We start from the raw sequence: 18012 nt of genomic DNA, 5'->3' as shown, positions 1-18012 counted from the left end.
CCAGGCTAGTGGACTTCCAAGCCCTTCGAGCGGAAGACGTCACGGATTTTCTCCACATCCTCCGGCTTTGGTGGCTTCGTGTCAGCTAGCTGGTAGTTCATGCCCAAGCTATCCCACTTGTCCTTGCCCATATTGTGGAAAGGCAGGACCTCAACGCGCTCAACGTTGGATTTCCAACGCGCCACGATATTGGCCACATTTTCCACGTTCTCTGGCGAGTCCGTGAGGTCTGGCACCGCCACGAAGCGGATCCACACCGGTTTGCCTATCTTGTTCAGCCTGTCGCCGAAGTCCAGCGTGGGCTGAAGTTCGCGCTGAGTGACCTTGCGATAGGTTTCCTCGTCGCCCGACTTGACGTCGAGAAGCACGAGGTCGATATTGTCCAGGTCCTCGTCACGCAACCGCGCACCGAGATAACCGGCAGTATCGATGGTGGTGTGGATGCCCGCATCGTGAACTTCCTTGAGCACGCGGCGCGTGAAAGAAAGTTGGAAGAGGGGTTCACCACCGGAGATGGTGAGACCGCCACCGGAAGCGTTGAAGATTGGCTTATAACGCTTGATGCGCTTGACCACATCCTCGACCCGCTCCAGCGTGCCGGTCTTCATCTCCCAGGTGTCTGGGTTATGGCAGTACTGGCAGCGCAGTGGGCAACCGGACATGAACATCGTCATGCGGGTACCCGGGCCATCGACGGCGGTCACGAGCTCCCAAGAGTGCACGAGGGCAATATCGCCGGTACGGCGCGCCTCCATGAGTTCGGGGCGGGTAATGTCATCGAATTGAGCGTCATTTCCCAGGCCCGCGGCCGCGCCGCGGACTCGCTCTCCCTCTTCAGGAGAGAGGGTAACGACACCAGTAACGCCATCTGCCATGATTAGGAACCCTGGTGGAAGGTACGGGAGATAACGTCGAGCTGCTGCTCCTTGGTCAGCTTAACGAAGTTGACTGCGTAGCCAGAGACGCGAACGGTGAGGTTCGGGTACTTCTCTGGGTGCTCAACGGCATCTTCCAGGGTGGACTTGTCCAGCACGTTGATGTTGGCGTGGTACAGACCAGAGTTCATCTGGTGTGCATCGCGGTTTGCCTTCATTGCTGCCATGCGGTCTTCGAAAGTTGGGGTTGCCATGATTTTCTCCTTTTCGAGATGGTTGATGGGATGAGTGGTTCTTACTTTTCCATGATGAAGCCGGCGTCCAGAACGCCCACCAAGTTATTGATGCGCTCTTCTGGGGTGCGGCCCAATCCGGAAGGAGTAATGGTGTTGGTCAGCGAGATACCGTCGAGGGCATCCTTGTAGTCCAGTTTGCCGACCGACAGCATGGACGCGACCATACCGTGGCTGTCAGCACCGTTTTCTGGGTTAGCACCCGGGGAGAACGGCGTGCCAGCCTTGTGGCCCGACGGGAAGGCGCCTGTTGCCTTGCCGTAGACCACGTTCGAGGTAATGGTCAGCACGGACTGGGTTGGGATGGCGTTGCGGTACATCGGGATGGCCTTAATCTTTTCCATCACGGTGTGGACAATGGTAGCGGCGATATCATCGGCGCGGTCGTCATCGTTGCCGTAGAACGGGAAGTCACCTTCGGTGACGTAGTCCGTAATCAAGCCGGTCTCGTCGCGTACCGGGGTGACCTTGGCGTACTTGATAGCAGCCAGGGAGTCGGCAACGATGGACAGGCCGGCGATGCCGCAGCCCATGGAGCGGACGATATTGGAATCGTGCAGCGCCATCTCGACTGCCTCGTAGGCGTACTTGTCGTGGGAGTAGTGGATGATGTTGAGGGCCTCAACGTAGGTGCCAACAACCCAGTCCAGCATCTCCTCGTACTTCTGCCAAACCTCGTCGAAGTCCAGCGGGCCGTCGCCCTTGATGGGCTCGTAGCCTTCGACAACCTGCTTGCCGGTTACCTCATCGCGGCCACCGTTGATGGCGTAGAGCAGAGCCTTTGCGGCGTTCACACGAGCGCCGAAGAACTGCATCTGCTTGCCAACTTGCATCGGGGAGACACAGCAAGCAATTGCGGCGTCATCGCCCCACTGCTCACGAATCTGGCGGTCAGACTCGTACTGGATGGAGGAGGTCTCAATGGAGATGTGGGCACAGAATTCCTTGTAGCCCTCTGGCAGCTTCGGATCCCAGAAGATGGTGATGTTTGGCTCAGGTGATGGGCCAAGGTTCACCAGGGTCTGCAGCAGGCGGAAAGAGGTCTTAGTGACCAAGTGGCGGCCATCGTTGCCAAAGCCAGCGTCGGACCAAGTTGCCCAGTATGGGTCGCCGGAGAAGATCTGATCGTAATCGATGGTGCGCAGGAAGCGAACGATACGCAGCTTGAGAACCAGGGAGTCGATGATCTCCTGGGCGTCTTCCTCGGTGATGATGCCAGCGGCGAGGTCGCGCTCGAAGTAGCAATCGAAGAAGGCGGACAGGCGGCCGATGGACATTGCGGCGCCATCCTGGGACTTAATGGAAGCCAGGTAGCCGAAGTAGGTCCACTGCACTGCCTCGTGAGCGGTCTTAGCCGGCTGGGAGATGTCGAAGCCGTAGGACTCAGCCATCTTCTTGAGCTTCTTCAGGGCCTTGATCTGCTCGGAGTGCTCCTCGCGGAAGCGTGCCCAGTGCTCAGAGAAGCCAGCATCTGCGACGGAATCGCGGGAAGCCTGCTTTTCCTCAATCAGGTAGTCCACACCATATAGTGCGACACGGCGGTAGTCGCCGATGATGCGGCCTCGGCCGTAAGCATCCGGCAGGCCGGTGATGATGTGTGATGAACGAGCAGCGCGGATGCGCGGGGTGTAGATATCGAAGACCGCATCGTTGTGGGTCTTGCGGTAGCGGGTGAAGATCTTCTCCACCTCAGGATCTACTTCCTTGCCCGCTTCAGCAATAGCCTGCTTGACCATGCGCCAGCCACCGAAAGGCATCATGGCGCGCTTCAGCGGGGTATCAGTCTGCAGGCCGACGATGACGTCATCGTCCTCTGAGATGTAGCCGGCCGGGAAGGCGTCGATATCGGTCGGGGTGTGGGTGTCAACGTCGTAAACGCGCTGCTCGCGCTCGACGGACAGGTACTTCTTTTCCAGAGTGTCCCAGACACGCTCGGTCTTCTCGGTCGGGCCTGACAGGAAGCTGGAGTCACCGTCGTACGGCGTGTAGTTGCGCTGGATGAAGTCGCGGACGTTGATGCCCTCGGTCCACGGACCGGACTCAAATCCCTTCCAAGCTTCAAACTGTTGAGGCTGCGTTGCGGTAGTCATAATTCCCTTCTTTCGGGCGAATTTCTATCAGGGGATAAATGCCGCTTTCTTCGAGCCACAGCACCAAGCCCCTCTGGCCCCAATTGTTGACTAATTCCCTGGTAATAACAAGTCTCGCAAACGTTTGAAAGCCAAGTAATAAACCGGTCGTGATGTTTCGCAGGTGAGTGATTTTATGCAGTACGCACGTACGTCTTCCATCGGGGGTGAAATAGCCCCGAACGTGTTCCTCATCACGGTAAGATTTTGGCCGCTACCTGCACGAACCTCTACTGTTAAAGCCGTTCAGCTTCGCTTCCGCACAAAGGAGGACTTCGTGGCTTCGCAGCCCAAGCATCCAGTAGATATTGTCCCGCCCGCCCCCAAACTAGCCGCCTTGGGTTTACAGCACGTGCTGGCGTTTTATGCCGGCGCGGTCATCGTCCCGCTGCTCATTGCCGGCTCGCTCAATCTGGATGCGGAAACCACCATCCACCTCATTAATGCGGACCTGTTGACCTGTGGCATAGCGACGATCATTCAATCCTTGGGCGTCGGCAAGCGCATTGGCGTGCGCCTGCCCATCGTGCAGGGCGTGACTACAACGGCCGTCTCCCCAATTATTGCCATTGGCTTGGGCGCGACCGACGGCGCGGGTGGGGTCGCCTCGCTGCCAACCATCTATGGCGCCATTATTGTCGCCGGCCTTTTTACCTTCTTCGCGGCGCCGGTTTTTGGCAAGGTGCTGCGCTTCTTCCCGCCGGTGGTCACCGGTTCGGTCCTGCTGGTCATGGGTACGTCACTGCTTGGGGTGTCGGCCAATGACTTTGTCAATTATGCCGAAGGCGTGCCGGCCACCCGCGACTTGCTCTATGGCTTTGGCACGCTCGCGGTCATCATCTTGGTGCAGCGTTTTTCCTCCGGCTTCCTGGGTACCTTGGCCGTGCTCATCGGCCTAGTCTTAGGCACTGGCGTGGCGCTCGTGCTTGGCGACGCCTCCTTTGACGAGGTCTCCTCCGCCCCCGCCCTCGGCATTACCACCCCGTTCTACTTCGGTATGCCGAAGTTTGACCTGGTAGCGATTTTCTCGCTCATCATCGTCATGATCATCACCATGGTGGAGACCACCGGTGACGTCTTTGCCACCGGTGAGATTGTAAAAAAGCGCATCCGCCGCGATGACGTCGTGCGTGCCATTCGCGCCGATGGCCTGTCCACCCTGGTGGGTGGCGTGATGAACTCCTTCCCCTACACCTGCTTTGCCCAAAACGTTGGCCTGGTGCGCCTGACCAGCGTGAAGTCGCGCTGGGTGGCCGTTGCCGCCGCCGGGTTCATGATGGTGCTGGGCATTTTGCCCAAGGCCGGCGCGGTCGTAGCCTCCATCCCCTCCCCTGTTCTCGGCGGCGCCTCCCTGGCGCTTTTCGCCAACGTGGCGTGGGTGGGCCTACAGACCATCGCCAAGGCCGATCTTTCCGATGGCCGCAACTCCGTTATCGTCACCTCCGCGCTGGGACTGGCCATGCTGGTGACCTTCAAGCCCGATATTGCCACCGCTTTCCCGGAGTGGGCGCAGACCTTCGTCTCCTCTGGCATGTCCATCGGCGCGATTACCGCCATTGTGCTCAACCTTTTGTTCTTCCACACTGGGGGCAAGCAGGGAACGCAGGTGTCTCGGGCCGTCGGCAAGAGCGTAAGCCTGCAGCAACTCAATGGCGCCTCCCGCGAGGAATTCGTCTCCGCGCTGCGCCCGCTGTTTAATAACGAGACCTGGCCGTTGGAGCTGGCGTGGGAGTCGCGGCCCTTCGGCGATATAAATGAGCTGCGGGCGGCCATTCAGGTGGCCGTGCTGACCGCGGATGATTCCCGCCGCGCCGCCCTCATCCACGATTACCCGGCCATGGATGATCTGCTGCTTGCCGACGCCGACGAAGCCGCCACCATCTCCGCCGACCGCGGCTCCCTCGGTCTGACCGACCTAGATGATGTGCAGACCGAGCGCATCACCGAGCTCTCCGCCGCCTATCGCGAGCGCTTTGATATGCCGTTTGTGGCGTATTTGGATACCAATGACACCGTCGACCGCGTCATTGATACTGGCGTGCGCCGCCTGGCCAACTCCCCGGAGCAGGAGTACCGCACCGCGTTGGGCGAAATCGTAGAAATTGCCAACGACCGCTTCGATATCCTGCTGGCCGATGCCAACCCGGTCCGCTCCTCGTGGGACCGCAAGTTCACCGAGGTGGACTAGTTAGCGAAAGGAAAAGTCCACTTCGGCCTCTGGGTCCACGCCGGAAATAATGCCGGTGTAGAACTCCTTGGCTTGGGATTGGAGGACATCGCGATTATCCGCGATGTCCTCTTTCTTTTTGTCCTCGTTGAGGATCTTGGTGATGGTTTCCGCCTTATCGATATCCGGGGTAATCCAGCTCAACGCGCCATTGTCCTCCACCGCGGTTTCGAAATTCTCATCCGAGTGCCCGATGAAAATGAACTCGGGAATATCCACGCGGAAGTGGTGCGGAGATTCTTCTTCCACCTGAACCTGCGAACCTTCGATGCCGAGCTTGGCGCGGTAAGAGTACTTGATGTACTGGGTGCGCTCGCTGCCCGGGACCTGCCAATTCCACAGCGTGCTCGTGGCGGATTCCTCCGATAGGCCCTCGATACCCAGCGAGACGAGGACCACCTGCTCTTCGCGCTCCACGGCCTTGATGACCTTGGTATTACTCGATTCGGTCTCCACCTCCACCGGTTCCCGTACCTGCCAAATGAACACCGCGGCGGCAGCCACGGCGGCAATGAGAATGACGGCGATAAGGGTGGAAAGCAGCTTTTTCATGATGACTATCTTAGGGCGACTATGCGGGCGGTGATATGCGAAAGCGCCGCCGGCTCTGCGAGCCGACGGCGCCGATTGTGCGCCCGGTGAGACTTGAACTCACACGTCCTAAGACACTAGAACCTAAATCTAGCGCGTCTGCCAATTCCGCCACGGGCGCGGGGGACTTGCCATAGTGTACACGGCATGCCTTCAATCCAGAAACCAGGGGTGTTCTGTTTTCCGGCCGTTGGTGGGTAGGGTGGATCGCGTGAGCACTCAAGAGGAAAAGAAGAACAAGCGCGTGCAGGTGCGGTGGTGGCACATCCTCCTCATCGCGTTTTTCGTCGTGCTCTTCCTATTCCTGGCCTATTGGCAATGGACGCGCTTCCGCTCCGGCTCGGGCACCTTCCAAAACTTGGGCTATGCCTTCCAGTGGCCACTGTTCGCCGTGTTCGTGGTCTACGCCTATCGCACCACGCTGCGCTACGAAAACGAGCGCCTCGCGGCCGAGGAAGAAGCCCGCGACATGGATAGCACCGTCACTGAGGCCCCGGCTGAGTCTCCGGCACAGCCGCAGACGGAAACCAAAATCGATGAAGATTTCCTGCCCCAACGGCCTCAGATAGATGTGGAAACGTTCAACGCCATGAATACCCCGCGCCGCCGGCGCGGCGAGAATGAAGAAAGCTGATTATGACCAATAAAGTTCACCCCGCTCGCCAGGCCCGCATCCGCGGACCTTTGAAGTTTTTCTCCATCGCAGCCACCGTGACCGGTATCTTCCTGATTATCCTGGTCATCCGCATGGTCTGCCAGTACCTCATCGGCATGGAGATCCCCGAGTGGGCCACCTATATCGCGATCGTCCACGGCATCGCGTACATGACTTACCTGCTGTCCATCCTCATCCTCGGCCCGCGTGCGCTGTGGCCGGTGGGCAAGCTCTTTACCACCGCCCTTGCCGGCGTGGTGCCCTTCCTGTCCTTCTGGATGGAGCACAAGCGCCGCAGGGAAATTGAGGAAGAGTTCCAGCTTTAGGAACTGCGAACCAGCTCCGCGATGGCGGGGACTAGTTGACTTAGAGCGCGGCCGCGATGCGAGACCGCGTTCTTTTCTTCTGGGGACATCTCCGCAGCCGACTGGGACTCGCCTTCTGGCTGAAAGAGCGGGTCATAGCCAAAGCCGTTGTCCCCGCGCGGCTCGCGCAGGAAGCGGCCTTCCCAACGGCCCTCGGCCACGTGCTCGGTGCCATCGGGAGTCACGAGCGCGCAGACGGAGACAAAAGCGGCGGCGCGGCGCTCATCGGGAACATCGGCCATCTGTGCCAAGACCAGGTCATTATTGGCCTGGTCATTGCCGTGCTGCCCGGACCAGCGGGCGGAAAGCACGCCGGGCATGCCGTTGAGCTCTTCGATGGCCAGGCCGGAATCATCCGCGACGGTAGCAAAGCCGGTGGCAGCCGCGCCGGCGCGGGCCTTGATGAGCGCGTTATCGGCAAAGGTGCGGCCGTCTTCCACCGGCTCCGGGTAACGCTCCACAGCGGATAGCGGGCGCAGCTCGACGCCCTCGATGCCGGCATCGGCTAGGATGCGCTCGAGCTCCGCGAGCTTTTTCGGATTATTGGACGCGACGAGAATTACCACCCCAGCGCCGCCTTTTGTGCGGCGATAAGCTCGCGGCAGCCCTTCTGGGCTACGTCCAGCATCTCGTTGAGATCCTCGCGGCCAAAGAGTCCGTGCTCGCCGGTGCCCTGGATTTCTACGAAATCGCCGGATTCTTGCATCACCACGTTGAGGTCGACCTCGGCGCGGGAGTCTTCCTCATAAGGCAGGTCGAGGCAGATTTCGCCGTCAATGATGCCTACCGAGACCGCAGCGATGGGATCGAGCAGCGGCTCGCCGGGGACAACGCCCTCGGCCTTGAGGTGTGCGATGGCGTCGGCAAGCGCAACATAGGCGCCGGTGATAGAGGCAGTGCGGGTGCCGCCATCGGCTTGGAGGACGTCACAGTCGAGCTGGATGGTGTTCTCGCCCAGCTCCTCCAAGTCCACCGCGGCGCGCAGGGAGCGGCCGACGAGGCGGGAAATCTCATGGGTGCGGCCCTTGACCTTGCCCTTCATGGATTCGCGAGGCATGCGGTCGTGGGTGGCGGAAGGCAACATGGCGTACTCGGCGGTAAGCCAGCCTTCGCCCGAATCGCGCTTGAAGCGCGGCACGCCATATTCTACGGATGCGGTGCACATGACGCGGGTATTGCCAAACTCCACCAGCACCGAGCCGGCCGGGTTGGTGGTGAAATTGCGGGTAATGCGGACGCTGCGCATCTGGTCCAGCGCGCGCCCATCGGCACGAGTAAATTCAGTCATGCCGTCCAGCGTATCTTAGAACTCCATCCCCGCGGCGCCGAGGACAATCTCGCCATCGAATTCGGAGCGGGCTGCCTCCAAAGTAGCTTGCGCATCGCCCCACGGCTGAATGTGGATGAGCACCAGCTTACCCACACCCGCCTCGCGTGCCGCCCTACCGGCTTCCGCGCCCGACATGTGCATGTCCGGCGCCTTGCCCTCAGAGGTCTCGCCCCAGGCCGCCTCGCAGAGGAAGATATCGGCACCACGGGCGGCTTCGACAAGCGCGGGCGTATACGAAGAGTCACCGGAATAGGTAATGGTGTGCCCGGTCTTCGTGTGCTCCACGCGCAAGGCATAGGCCTCTACCGGGTGGTTTACCGGGAAGGGAGTGATATAGACGTCATCCACGAGCTGGCGCTCGCCCGGCTCCCAGGCACTAAAGGCGAAGGTATCGGACATGTCATCGATGCCATCGACCTCATCAGAGGACAGGCGACCCAGGTGCGTGGGCGTAGCTTTCGGCCCGAAGCACATATTGCGCGAAGCAGCCGGCGCGGTGGGATGGAAGCGGCGCCACACCATCAGGGAAGGAAAATCCAGGCAGTGATCGGCATGCAGATGGCTAAAGGCCACGTGCGCATCACAAGGATCCTGCTGCTGTTCCAGCTGCGCCAAGGTGCCAGGGCCCATGTCGAGGACGATGGACGGCGCATTATCGAAGGACAGCAAGTAGCCGGAGGCGGGATTCTGGGCGGTGGGGACGCTACCGGAGCAGCCTAGGATGGTCAGCTTCATGGGCTCAATAGTTCCATGAAATCACCCCGCATGCGTATTCAACGTGCAAACGGGGGAGAAATTGCACTTCCTTATGCAATCTGGGGGCCGAGAAAGCGCGTGGCAAGGCGGGCAAAAGCCTCCGGATCTCCGGTGGATTCAAAAGTGTGGACCGGCTGATTCTCTGCGGGGGCCAACATATCCGTTTCCGTGAGGATCCGCATCACATCCTTGGTGGTCTCCTCCGAAGAGGTCACCAGCGAGACATTATCGCCCATCGCCAGCTGGATGATCCCGGTCAACAGCGGATAATGCGTACAGCCTAGAACCAGCGTGTCTACCCCTTGTTCCTGCAGCGGGGCCAGGTAGCCCTCGGCAACGCCGAGGATCTGGCGACCGGCGGTAATGCCGCGCTCGACAAAGGGAACAAAATCTGGGCAGGCGGTGGCAAAGGCCTGCACCTTGGGGTTGAGCGCGAAGAGATCCTGATAGGCACCGGATTTGACGGTGCCCTCAGTGCCGATGACGCCGATTTTTCCGTTGCGCGTGGTGGACATGGCGCGGCGCACCGCAGGCCGGATGACTTCCACGATGGGAATATCGTAGCGCTCGCGCGCATCGTGCAAGAAGGCGGCGGTGGCGGTATTGCAGGCAATGACCAGCATCTTGCAGCCGCGCTCCACCAGCCGATCGGCCACGTCTTGAGAAAAGGCGCGGACTTCAGAGATGGGCCGCGGGCCATAAGGGCTGTGAGCGGTATCGCCGGTATAGATGACGGATTCGTGCGGCAGCTGTTCCATCACCGCGCGGGCCACGGTGAGCCCGCCCACGCCGGAATCAAAGATGCCGATCGGAGAGGTTGCAGTTGGCATTAACGCTTCACTGCCTTAACCGGGTCGTCCGAGGTAATGGTCATGCCGGCGAGGATTCCGCCGATGGCGCCGAAGAGGTGGCCCTGCCAGCTCACGCCCTCGTAGACGGGCAACACGCCCCATACCAAGCCGGAGTAAGCGAAGCCGAGCACGATGCCCAAGATGGTCTGGATGAGCGAGCGGTTAAAAATTCCGCGCACAATCAGATATGCCAGCCAGCCATAGACCAAGCTGGAGGCACCGATATGCGAGGTACCGGGACCGCCGATAAACCAGGTTCCGAGGCCAGCCACCAGCGTGGTAATCAGCGTGACCTCCCACCAGGCCTTGCGGCCGGAAAGACCGATGAGGAAGCAAAAGATGGCGCCGGGCACCGAGTTAGACATCAAGTGCTCAAAGTTCGCGTGGAGCAGTGGAGCGGCAAAAATCCCCCAAATGCCGTTGAAATCTAACGGGCGGATGCCGTAATTGGATAGCTGGCCGCCAAAGAGGAAGGCGTTGACAATATGGACTGCCCACTCCACGACAAGGAAGCCAAAGGCTATGGAAAAGCCGGTGGTGATGCGGCCGCTGCGGGTGTAATTCTTGGAATCGCCGCGATTGACCGGCCCCGAGGGTGCCGGCCGGTAGTTAGATATTCCGCCTGAAGTCATAATGCGCTTTATCTTAGTCCAGCAGATCGCGGTACGCGCTCAAGCCTAGGCCGGGATTGGCGGCGGTAACCGCGTTGGCGATAGCCTCCTCCACGGCATCGGCGGCCGCGGCGCATAGCTGGGTGATCTCCTGCGTGCTGAGTTCAGCTGGGCGCTGCGCGGTCGACAAGGCAAAGATGGTGTCGCCGTCTAGCGGTGAATGGGCAGGCCGCACCGCACGAGCGATGCCATCGTGGGCAGTCATTGCTAAGCGCTGCGCTTGGGCGGTGGTTACGGGGGCGTCGGTAAGCACGGCGCCGATGGTGGTATTCAGCTTGGCCTCCGCTGGGTGCGGCAAAGCGCGGTAGGCGGCAGCATTGACCGGGGTGCGCCCCGGCGCGCCGTACAGCCGGCCGGACTGCGGATCGATGACCTCGCCTACGGGATTGGCGACCATCGCGGCGGAGACCTCATACTCACCCACTCGGCGCGAAGCGAGGCCAAACCCGCCGCGCAGCTTGCCAGCGGTAGCCCCCACGCCGGCTCCCACCGACCCCATGGATTCATCGTTGCCCGCAAGGGCAGCTCGCAACGCGGCCGCCCCTTCTTCCGGCCCGGGGCGGGAAGGCCCGACCAAGAGGTCAAAGATGACGGCTCCGGGGACGATGGGCACGCGCGGTCCAGGCTTATCCTCGCCAAAGACAGGGAAGCCAATCCCCTCGTGTGCCAGCTCATTCATTACGCCGTCGGCAGCGGCCAAGCCAAAGGCGGAACCGCCCGCCAACACCACGGCGTGGACGCGCTCGACCGTATTATGCGGCTGCAAAAGGTCTGTTTCGCGGGTGCCAGGGCCGCCGCCGCGCACGTCGACGCTGCCGAGCGCTCCGCCGGGCCCGCAGTAGAGCACTGTGACTCCGGTATCGGTGCCGCTATAGTGCCCGATGCTTATGCCGTCCAGCATTAGTCCATCAGCACCTGCAGCAGCGAATCCTGGCAAAAGGCCAACCATTCCACGAGGCTGTCGCGGTCCAACATCAGGTTTTCATCGGAAACATCGCCTGCCGCAACATAGAGGCGCAAATCATTAAGGCCGGCAACAAAGGCTTGGGCCTCCTGCTCACTGATGGTGACCTCTACCCCGCCGGTGGGGCCAAGGGCCGAACCGATGACCTGAAGGTTTTCTAGCTTGGCGCGCGCAATGTCATTCTCGTGCAGCGAGCGCAGCAAAGAAGCATCGCCTTCGTATTCCTCATCGCCGGGCATCTCAAAGTCTGGAAAGAGACGGGCCAGTGAAGGATCGTCCGGGGCTTCGGTGTGGCCGGTAGGCATGTCCAGCATCTCTGCTAGCTCATCCTTAGGTGCGGACTGCGCGCGCCCGATGATCGCCTCGGAGACGGTAGCGGTGAGATCACCTAATACCTCGCGCTCCATTGGCTCAAAAACGGCCGTTATCTTCGGCGCGCGCATAAGGGACTTCTTTTTCTTCCACGGTTGCATATATTTAACCTGCCTGCTGCATCGTTGCCCACAGACCCGCGATCTGGAGCTTTTTCACGTCTGCCTCAATTTTGTCGCGCTCGCCGCTGGAGACGGCGGCCTTGCCCTCAGTATGGACCTGCATCATGAGTTCATTGGCTCGCTTCTTGTCATATCCCAAAACGGTTTGGAATACGTAGGACACGTAGCTCATTAGGTTGACTGGGTCATCCCACACGATGCACATCCACGGGAGGTTCTCACTCGTGGCCACATCTACGTCGAGTTCTTCATCCAATTCGGGCGTAGCCATAGGAGAGCTCATGCGGACTACGGGAAATTGCGCCTTCATGCTTTCTAGCCTAACCACTTTTGGGGATTTATTGTGGGCCAGCCCAATCTAGCTGCGGACAATCTAGGCCCAAAGAATCTAAACCTCTGAAAAACACCTAGTCAGTGGGTATTATCACTCCCGTGAATGACAAAGCTATTCCTAATGATCGCTCCACTGCTCTACTGACGGATAAATACGAGCTCACTATGCTCCAGGCCGCGCTGCGAGACGGCTCGGCAAACCGCCAGGTCACCTGCGAGGTATTCGGCCGCCGTCTGCCCAATGAGCGCCGCTACGGAGTGGTTGCCGGCACCGAGCGGGTCCTGCGTGCGGTGGAGGATTTTCGCTTTTCAGCCAATCAGCTAGCAGAGATGGACTTCCTGGATGACAAAACCAAGGAATACCTGCGTCACTACCGCTTTTCCGGGCAGATTGACGGCTACCGCGAGGGTGAGCTTTATTTCCCCAACTCCCCCATCCTGACGGTGCGCGGCACCTTTGGGGAGTGCTTGGTTTTGGAGACCGTCATCCTGTCCATCATGAACGCCGATTCCGCAGTGGCTTCGGCTGTTTCCCGCATGGTCACGGCTGCCGATGGCCGCCCGATTATCGAGATGGGCTCGCGCCGCACCCACGAGTATGCGGCGGTAACCGCCGCCCGCGCAGCCTACCTGGCTGGCTTCGAAGCCACCTCCAATTTGGAGGCTGGCTACCGCTACGGCATTCCGGTCTCCGGCACTGCCGCGCACTCTTGGACCTTGGCGCATACCAACCCGGACGGCACCCCAAACGAGGAAGCCACTTTCCGCTCCCAGATCGACACGCTGGGTGTAGAGACCACCCTGCTGGTCGATACCTATGACATCACGAAGGGCGTAGAAACCGCAGTGAAAGTAGGTGGCCCGCAGCTAGGTGGGGTCCGCATAGATTCCGGTGACTTGGGCGCCGTCACCCGCCGCGTACGCAAGCAGCTGGATGATTTGGGCAACCACAATACCAATATCGTGGTCTCCTCTGACCTCGATGAGTTTGCCATCGCTGGCCTGCGCGGCGATCCGGTCGATGTCTACGGCGTCGGCACGTCCGTGGTCACCGGCTCCGGCGCGCCTACAGCCGGCATGGTCTACAAGGTAGTGGAGGTAGATGGCATCCCAGTGGCCAAGCGCTCTACTTCCAAGCAGTCCGTCGGCGGTGCCAAGCGGGCGCTGCGCACCTACCGTTCCTCGGGCGTGGCGGTGGAGGAAATCGTCTACCCCTTTGAGGAACCGGCGCCAGATACCGGCCAGCTCGATACCCGCGAGATGACCATTCCGCTCATGCGCGATGGGCACATCGTTGACGGCTTGCCGGATCTGCATGCCTCTCGCGAGTATTTGGATCAGGCCCGCAAGACCCTGCCGTGGGAAGGCCTGGCGCTCTCGCGCGATGAGGCGGCCGTGCCCACGCGGATGGTGGGCTTTAAAAAGTAGGCCGCTAGACTGTGTGGGGTGAGTGAGCACGCAGATGAGCCCCTAAACCTCGACACGGAAACGCTGCTGGGCAAGGCCGTTGACGCGCTGGGCGGCAGCCGGCGCGAAGGCCAGGTGCGCATGGCCACGGCCGTCACGGCTGCGCTCGAAAAGGAGCGCCACCTGGCAGTGCAGGCAGGTACCGGTACCGGTAAATCCCTGGCCTACTTGGTCCCGGCTATCCGGCATGCGATGAACTCGGGGTCCACCGTCATCGTCTCCACCGCGACGCTAGCCTTGCAGCGCCAGCTGGTGGAGCGCGATCTGCCGCGGCTTGCTAAGGCACTCGCCCCTGTTATGGAGCGTACGCCTACCTTCGCCATCATGAAGGGCCGCAATAACTACCTGTGCATGAATAAGATTGCGGCTACGCCGGATGACCCGGAAGCTCTTATCGACGAATCCGAGATCTCCCACCGCGGCAAGGCCGTGCGCCGCATCCACGAGTGGGCGCAGGAAACCGACACCGGTGACCGCGATGATCTAGAGCCGGGTGTGCCGGACTTGGTGTGGCGGGCGGTGTCCGTAACGTCCAACGAGTGCTTGGGCGCGTCGCGCTGCCCGCACGGGCCAGATTGCTTTGCAGAAGAGGCTCGCAGGGCGGCTGCCGACGTCGATATCGTGGTCACCAACCACGCCATGCTCGCCATCGACGCGGTTTCTGAGGCAAATATTTTGCCGGAGCACGACGTCGCCATTATCGATGAGGCCCACGAGCTCGATGGCCGCATCACCTCTGTATCTACCGCGGAGATTACTACCCGCGCCATCAAGATGGCTGCCAACCGCGCGAAGTCACTGGGCAATGCTGGCAGTCTCTCGGACTTGGCCGAGGAATTTGATGACCTGATGAAAATCCAAGAGCCAGGCCGTTGGACGGACTTAGATGAAACCGCACAGGGCCACTTGCGCGCGCTTGCCGACGAATTCCTGCGCGTTAAGTCCCTCATTTCTCGCGCACCAGAAGGCGAGGCCACCGACGATCCGGAGAAAAACGCCGAGCGCCAAAACTTGAGCAACCACCTCTCCGACCTCGCGCAAGCCGTAGCGCGCATGCTGGAGGTCTTCGCCACCGATGACCCGGCCAAGCAAGATGACGTCGTCTGGCTCGAGCGCGATCCCCGCAGCGACGCCGAGACCCTCGCCGTGGCGCCTCTTTCCATCGCCCACATGCTGCGCGAGAACCTCTTTGGGGAGCAGACGGTGGTGCTGACCTCGGCCACCCTCGCCCTCGGCGGCCGCTTCGATGCCATGGCCGCGCAGTGGGGCATGCCGAGCGGCACCTACGACACCCTGGACGCGGGCACGCCTTTCGACCCAGCCAAATCCGGCATCCTGTACACCGCCAAACACCTACCCGCGCCGGGCCGCGATGGCCTGCCCAAAGAAACCATCGATGAGATCTACGAGCTCATTATGGCCGCCGGCGGGCGTACGCTCGGTCTGTTCTCCTCCCGCCGCGCCGCGGAAGAGGCGGCCACCGCCCTCAAGCCGCGCATCCCCTTTGACCTCTTCGTGCAAGGCGAGGATTCCATCGGCGCGCTGGTAGAGAAGTTCTCCCAGAAGGAAAACTCCTGCCTCTTCGGCACGCTTACCCTGTGGCAAGGCGTGGACGTGCCGGGGCCGGCCTGTTCGCTGGTCATCATCGACCGCATTCCGTTCCCCCGGCCGGATGATCCCCTAATGCAGGCGCGCGCCCAGGCAGCCGATGCTGCCGGCCGCTCCGGGTTCATGGAGGTTTCCGCCAACCACGCCGCCTTGCTCATGGCGCAGGGCGCCGGCCGCCTGCTGCGCCACGTGACCGACCGCGGAGTGGTGGCCGTGCTCGATAACCGCTTGGAGTATAAGCGCTACGGCAGTTTCCTCAAGGCCTCCATGCCGCGCTTTTGGCAAACCACCGACCCGGATACGGTGCGCGGCGCGCTTAAGCGATTGGTCGCCGCAAAACGCACACGGTAGCCGAGTCCGGCGCAATCTCCGTAAAACCGGCGTCCACGATGACCACGGCGCCGTCCTGCGCACAGGCAGTGCGAAAATCTTCTCCGGACACCTCGCGAACCGAAAGCTTAAAACCGGTATCGGCCCAGGCACGGGCATCCCCCACCGACATCGCCGCGGCGAGCATCATCGACCCGTGGCCCACCTGCGCTGCGGCCTTGCCCGCAGACATGTTGAGACTGCGGTCGACGTAGATGACGGGGACGTCGCCAAGCGGGGCTCCTGGCTCATCATAGGCAAGGTCAGTGTGACCGATTTGCAGCTTGCCGATGAGCGGCTCCACCTCCCCCACGGCCGAAGGCGCGAAGGCCCGGGCACGGTCCGCCACGGTCACGCCGGGCAGGCTCTGCACATCGCGCCAGGCCTTATTGCGCGCCCGGCGGGCGATCTTGCGGATGCGGTGGCCGTACCACTGGCCCAGGGCGTGGGCGAAGGACCCGTCCTCCCCCGCGCGCTCGTCCAAGCACACGGCCACAACGGCGCTGGCGGCCGCCTCCAGCACCTCCGTGCGCGCCGGCGGCTCCTGCTTTGGCAGGTTAAGCGCAATCTGCATCGCTTGGATGGTGGCGGGCTCGTCAGGGTTTTCTGGGTCATCGCGCCACGAGCGCGAGTCACAAGCTTCTACCAAGCGCTGGTGGGCGGTTCCAAACTTATCCACGCACAACCTCTTCGGCCGGGATTCCCAAAATCTGTAATACCTCATCCAGCCGCCGGTGGTTCACCGAGGTATCCGCCACTTCTTGCAGCGCCGGCTTAGCGTTAAAGGCGATGCCCAGTCCCGCGGCGGTAATCATATCGATGTCATTGGCACCATCGCCCACGGCGACCGTCTGGCGCATGCCTACCCCGGAATCTGCGGCGAATTCCCGCAGGAAGTCCTCCTTGGCCTTGCGGTCAACCACCCTGCCGGTTACGCGACCGGTGAGCTTGCCATCGGCGATTTCCAAGGTATTGGCGCGGACGTAATCTAATTGCATTTCTGCGGCTAGGCCCTCCAGGACTTGAATGAACCCACCGGAGACCACAGCGGTGCGATAACCGATGCGGTTGAGCGTGGCAATAGTCTCGCGGGCACCGGGGGTCAGCTGAATCTCGCGGGCTACCTCATCAATGATGGAAGCATCCAGGCCGGCCAAAACGGCCACGCGCTCGCGCAGGGACTCCTCAAAGTCCAATTCGCCGCGCATAGCCCGGGCCGTGATTGCGGCAACCTCTTCCTCCTTGCCGGCGTGCGCGGCCAGCATCTCGATGACCTCGCCTTGAATGAGGGTGCTATCGCAGTCGAAGCAGACGAGGCGCTTGGAACGCCGGCCCAGACCCGCCGGTTCGATGGCAATGTCGATGCCAATCTGCTGTGCCAGCTCTGCCAGCGCCTGGCGAACGGGTGACGCGGAACCATCGAGGGACAAGAAAAGCTCTAGGCCGGTCAGCGGAGAGGTGGAAAGCCCGCGGATGCGATCGATATTGGCATCGAAGTTGGCCAATACGCGGGCGACCTCTTCTACGTGGTGGGCGGTTACTTCCGTTCCCATGAGGACCACCGCATGCGTAGAGCGAGCTCGCGCGCTAGATTCCTCCTCCCGCACGTCCACGGATACCTGCTGCCCATAGATGCTCAAGGTATTGCGCAGCCCCTGTGCAATCTGCTCGGCGCGCGCACTGGGAATGCGGGTATGGGCAGCGAGGGTGATACGGCCGGAAAAGATGGCCTGTTCGACGTCGACAAGCGCGGCGCTATAAGACGCCAACACACGGAAGAAAGCAGCCGAGACCCCAGGTTTGTCCGGCCCAGTGGTGGTTATGACGGCATAGGTATCAACTTGGGTACTCACGCCGCCTATTATCGCACGTGGGGCAAATAAGATACGCCAAAGCCGCCTCCCACGGCCCTTGTGAACTGGCCCCCGAAAGTTGGACTGGTTTAATTCTAGGCGGTTAGGGCTTCAAGGGTCTGATTTCGATATTGCATCGGGGTTAGACCCTTGAGTCGTTGTTGGATGCGTTCGGTGTTGT

General features: G+C 61.1%; 20 protein-coding genes and 1 tRNA gene. 5 read left to right on the top strand and 16 right to left on the bottom strand.

The genetic code is table 11. The features are described 5' to 3' along the window. Positions 1-5: 5 nt before the first annotated feature. Genes pflA through pflB form a run of 3 tightly spaced genes read right to left on the bottom strand, consistent with a single transcriptional unit; the run spans position 6 to position 3258 of the window. The gene (gene pflA / locus RAE04_RS09555; RefSeq protein WP_317027212.1) at positions 6-875 is read right to left on the bottom strand and encodes a pyruvate formate-lyase-activating protein; all 870 of its coding nucleotides are present in this window, start codon (positions 873-875) and stop codon (positions 6-8) included. Between the two features lie 2 nt (positions 876-877). After that, the gene (grcA2, locus tag RAE04_RS09550) at positions 878-1129 is read right to left on the bottom strand and encodes an autonomous glycyl radical cofactor GrcA2 (RefSeq protein ID WP_317027211.1); all 252 of its coding nucleotides are present in this window, start codon (positions 1127-1129) and stop codon (positions 878-880) included. Positions 1130-1170: 41 nt separating this feature from the next. Further along, complete coding sequence (gene pflB / locus RAE04_RS09545) at positions 1171-3258, bottom strand: formate C-acetyltransferase (RefSeq protein ID WP_317027210.1); 2088 nt, start codon at positions 3256-3258, stop codon at positions 1171-1173. Positions 3259-3574: 316 nt separating this feature from the next. Here pflB and RAE04_RS09540 point away from each other — a divergent pair, with 316 nt between their 5' ends. Then, a complete protein-coding gene (locus tag RAE04_RS09540) occupies positions 3575-5485 on the top strand; it encodes a solute carrier family 23 protein (RefSeq protein WP_317027209.1) in 1911 nt (636 codons plus the stop codon). Here RAE04_RS09540 and RAE04_RS09535 read toward each other — a convergent pair whose 3' ends face one another. Together RAE04_RS09535 and RAE04_RS09530 are read right to left on the bottom strand one after the other, a co-directional pair. Further along, the gene (locus tag RAE04_RS09535; RefSeq protein WP_317027208.1) at positions 5486-6076 is read right to left on the bottom strand and encodes a hypothetical protein; all 591 of its coding nucleotides are present in this window, start codon (positions 6074-6076) and stop codon (positions 5486-5488) included. A gap of 78 nt (positions 6077-6154) precedes the next feature. Continuing rightward, a tRNA-Leu gene (locus tag RAE04_RS09530) sits at positions 6155-6236 on the bottom strand. Between the two features lie 90 nt (positions 6237-6326). Between RAE04_RS09530 and RAE04_RS09525 the strand changes: the two genes are divergently transcribed. Beyond that, positions 6327-6749, top strand: a complete 423-nt coding sequence (locus tag RAE04_RS09525) for a hypothetical protein (protein WP_049377273.1) — start codon at positions 6327-6329, stop codon at positions 6747-6749. Positions 6750-6751: 2 nt separating this feature from the next. After that, positions 6752-7096, top strand: a complete 345-nt coding sequence (locus RAE04_RS09520; protein WP_225746500.1) for a DUF3817 domain-containing protein — start codon at positions 6752-6754, stop codon at positions 7094-7096. On the opposite strand, the gene rdgB is transcribed toward RAE04_RS09520, so the two are convergent. The 8 genes from rdgB to clpS all read right to left on the bottom strand — a co-directional run bounded on the left by rdgB (position 7093) and on the right by clpS (position 12511). Then, positions 7093-7701, bottom strand: a complete 609-nt coding sequence (gene rdgB, locus RAE04_RS09515) for an RdgB/HAM1 family non-canonical purine NTP pyrophosphatase (protein ID WP_316127898.1) — start codon at positions 7699-7701, stop codon at positions 7093-7095. The genes RAE04_RS09520 and rdgB overlap by 4 nt on opposite strands. Further along, positions 7695-8423, bottom strand: a complete 729-nt coding sequence (gene rph, locus RAE04_RS09510; protein ID WP_198491986.1) for a ribonuclease PH — start codon at positions 8421-8423, stop codon at positions 7695-7697. Before rph ends, rdgB begins: the two co-directional genes overlap by 7 nt. A gap of 15 nt (positions 8424-8438) precedes the next feature. Then, a complete protein-coding gene (locus RAE04_RS09505) occupies positions 8439-9200 on the bottom strand; it encodes an MBL fold metallo-hydrolase (protein ID WP_198491987.1) in 762 nt (253 codons plus the stop codon). A 71-nt stretch (positions 9201-9271) separates the two neighbouring features. After that, complete coding sequence (gene murI / locus RAE04_RS09500) at positions 9272-10051, bottom strand: glutamate racemase (RefSeq protein ID WP_284791478.1); 780 nt, start codon at positions 10049-10051, stop codon at positions 9272-9274. Next, positions 10051-10704 carry a rhomboid family intramembrane serine protease gene (locus RAE04_RS09495; protein WP_198491989.1) on the bottom strand — a complete coding sequence of 218 codons (654 nt, stop codon included), beginning with the start codon at positions 10702-10704 and terminating at the stop codon, positions 10051-10053. Before RAE04_RS09495 ends, murI begins: the two co-directional genes overlap by 1 nt. Before the next feature lie 13 nt (positions 10705-10717). Further along, positions 10718-11644: a P1 family peptidase gene (locus RAE04_RS09490; protein ID WP_317027207.1), complete on the bottom strand. Its 927-nt coding sequence runs from the start codon at positions 11642-11644 to the stop codon at positions 10718-10720. Next, entirely contained in the window at positions 11644-12180 is a 537-nt protein-coding gene (locus RAE04_RS09485) for a DUF2017 domain-containing protein (protein WP_049377279.1), read from the bottom strand. The genes RAE04_RS09490 and RAE04_RS09485 overlap by 1 nt, the downstream gene beginning before the upstream one ends. 4 nt (positions 12181-12184) lie before the next feature. Then, positions 12185-12511, bottom strand: coding sequence for an ATP-dependent Clp protease adapter ClpS (gene clpS / locus RAE04_RS09480; protein WP_005323948.1), 327 nt, complete (start codon positions 12509-12511; stop codon positions 12185-12187). Between the two features lie 122 nt (positions 12512-12633). On the opposite strand from clpS, the gene RAE04_RS09475 reads away from it, so the two are divergent. Together RAE04_RS09475 and RAE04_RS09470 are read left to right on the top strand one after the other, a co-directional pair. Next, positions 12634-13962 carry a nicotinate phosphoribosyltransferase gene (locus RAE04_RS09475; RefSeq protein ID WP_317027206.1) on the top strand — a complete coding sequence of 443 codons (1329 nt, stop codon included), beginning with the start codon at positions 12634-12636 and terminating at the stop codon, positions 13960-13962. Between the two features lie 18 nt (positions 13963-13980). Further along, positions 13981-15960, top strand: a complete 1980-nt coding sequence (locus RAE04_RS09470; RefSeq protein WP_317027205.1) for an ATP-dependent DNA helicase — start codon at positions 13981-13983, stop codon at positions 15958-15960. On the opposite strand, the gene RAE04_RS09465 is transcribed toward RAE04_RS09470, so the two are convergent. From RAE04_RS09465 to RAE04_RS09455, 3 genes are all read right to left on the bottom strand, one after another. Continuing rightward, positions 15926-16657 (bottom strand): aminoacyl-tRNA hydrolase, encoded by a 732-nt coding sequence (locus RAE04_RS09465; protein ID WP_317027204.1) that lies wholly within the window; start codon positions 16655-16657, stop codon positions 15926-15928. The genes RAE04_RS09470 and RAE04_RS09465 overlap by 35 nt on opposite strands. Then, on the bottom strand, positions 16650-17840 hold the full coding sequence (serB, locus tag RAE04_RS09460) for a phosphoserine phosphatase SerB (protein ID WP_317027247.1): 1191 nt from the start codon (positions 17838-17840) through the stop codon (positions 16650-16652). The genes RAE04_RS09465 and serB overlap by 8 nt, the downstream gene beginning before the upstream one ends. Positions 17841-17926: 86 nt before the next feature. Further along, positions 17927-18012 (bottom strand): IS3 family transposase (locus tag RAE04_RS09455; RefSeq protein WP_239274592.1); only part of this gene is annotated, 86 nt, incomplete at its 5' end.

Source organism: Corynebacterium sp. CTNIH16 (assembly GCF_032821655.1).
GTDB lineage: Bacteria > Actinomycetota > Actinomycetes > Mycobacteriales > Mycobacteriaceae > Corynebacterium > Corynebacterium marquesiae.
This window is presented reverse-complemented; position numbering and strand designations above follow the sequence as displayed.